This is a genomic window from Pseudomonas sp. OA65, assembly GCF_017498305.1.
GTDB classification, from domain to species: domain Bacteria; phylum Pseudomonadota; class Gammaproteobacteria; order Pseudomonadales; family Pseudomonadaceae; genus Aquipseudomonas; species Aquipseudomonas zanjanensis.
Map to the genome: position 1 here is coordinate 1 of NZ_JAGDEZ010000092.1, position 1,632 is coordinate 1,632.

General features: G+C 56.4%; 1 protein-coding gene. It reads right to left on the minus strand.

Annotation, left to right across the window (positions count from 1 at the left end):
- Positions 1–52: 52 nt before the first annotated feature.
- The gene (locus J3361_RS29230; protein ID WP_207967445.1) at positions 53–1,384 is read right to left on the minus strand and encodes an IS110 family transposase; all 1,332 of its coding nucleotides are present in this window, start codon (positions 1,382–1,384) and stop codon (positions 53–55) included.
- Between the last annotated feature and the right edge of the window lie 248 nt (positions 1,385–1,632).

The window sequence follows — 1,632 nt, forward strand, 5'->3', positions numbered from 1 at the left end:
CGGGAGCAAGCTCTCATCAAACAAAATCCATCCCCTTGTTCTCCAAAGCTTTTTAAGCCGCGACCAATCGAACACCCAGCTTTGTAGCCTTACGCTGTAAGACTCTAAGCTGACGATCACGGCTTTTGGCCTCGTACTCGTCCATATCCTGCGCTACGTAAGGCTGTCCCTTGGTCAGCATGGCGTAGATCAACCGGGCCAGTTGGTGAGCCGTAGCCTTGATGGCGCAGGCCGTATCCATGCGAGCCAATCGGGCGCGGTGACTCGCACCGATAAAGCTTTTATCGGTGCGGGCGCTAGAGGCCGCCTGCTTCAACGCTTGTGCCGCCCGGTTAAATACCTTGGGGACATGACCGGGCAAGGGTTTTCCCCCCGATATTCGGGTTGAGGGCGCTACCCCCATCCAGGAACTGAAATGTTGCTCAGTCGGAAAACGCGACAAGTCAGGTCCGACTTCGCTCGCCAGAACCAAGGCGGATTCGATTCCGATGGTGGGAATCGCGGTCAAATCCACGCCCATGATTCTCACAAGTGCCTGGTGCAAGCTGGCCTGTTCATCTGCCGAGCGATGCGGGCTGCGCAGTGGCTTGGTGGGTTGCGGGGGCTCATGGTTCAGCACTGGGAGTCGATCAAGTGCCTGAGTGATGGCCTGATCACATTCGGCAATCTGCTTCTCAAGGAAATCATGAGCAGCCACCTCCTGAGCCAAAGCATGCAGATGCTCGACTCGCCAGTTACCGTGCAGACTGCGGGCAATGGTTTGGTGATCGGCCTTGATACGGCCGTCTCGGAAGTTGGCCAAGACTTGAGGGTCACGCTCACCATCGATGATGGCCTTGATGATTTTCATCCCTGTCACGCCAGCAATATTGCTGATGACATTGGCTAACTGAATGTTCATCTGCGTCAGGGCTTTTTGCATGCGGTTGATGGTCTTGGCTTGATCACGAACCTTCATGGCCCGCTGGCGAACCAATGATCGCATCGAGCAAATATCATCAGCGGGCCTGAAAGCCCCTCTGAGTAAGCCATGGGTCATGAGTTGCCAGATCCACTGGCAATCCAGGACATCGGATTTACGCCCGCTTATCTGACGAGTTGCACGGGAGTTGACCAGGTACACCTCAAAGCCCCTTGAATCGAGAAGCTCGAACAGGGGTATCCAGTAAACGCCAGTGGCCTCCATCGCCACGACCTTGATTTTCAGCGATTCCAGCCATTCGGCCAGCTTCACCAAATCCTCAGTGAAGGCCGAAAAACAGCGAACAGGCTTGTCGCTTTGATCGGGATTGACGCCAACCCAGTGCTCGCGGCTGCCGATATCGATACCGGCACAATGAGGGTGAATCACTTCAAATCGTTTCTGCTGCTTCTTGCGCGCCATGACAATTCCTCGCAGGATTGAATGGCGCGCGGGGAACACGGTGGCGAACGGATTCACTCTCTCATACGTGGTCACAGCTTGCTGTGCCTACAACGACTCCACGCCGATACCGTGCCGGCCACTCTCCCTCGCGGGTGCTGACACACCAGTGATAGCTACGGCCTCTTTCCCCGCGCGCACCCAATCTTAAGCCGAGCACTTGTTTGCTGCGCGACAGCGCAGCGTCGGCGACGCGGCGGGGACTCCCT

Bases quoted from the DNA above. Each gene is read 5' to 3' on its own strand.
- J3361_RS29230 (WP_207967445.1), bottom strand. From the start codon at position 1,384: ATGGCGCGCAAGAAGCAGCAGAAACGATTTGAAGTGATTCACCCTCAT.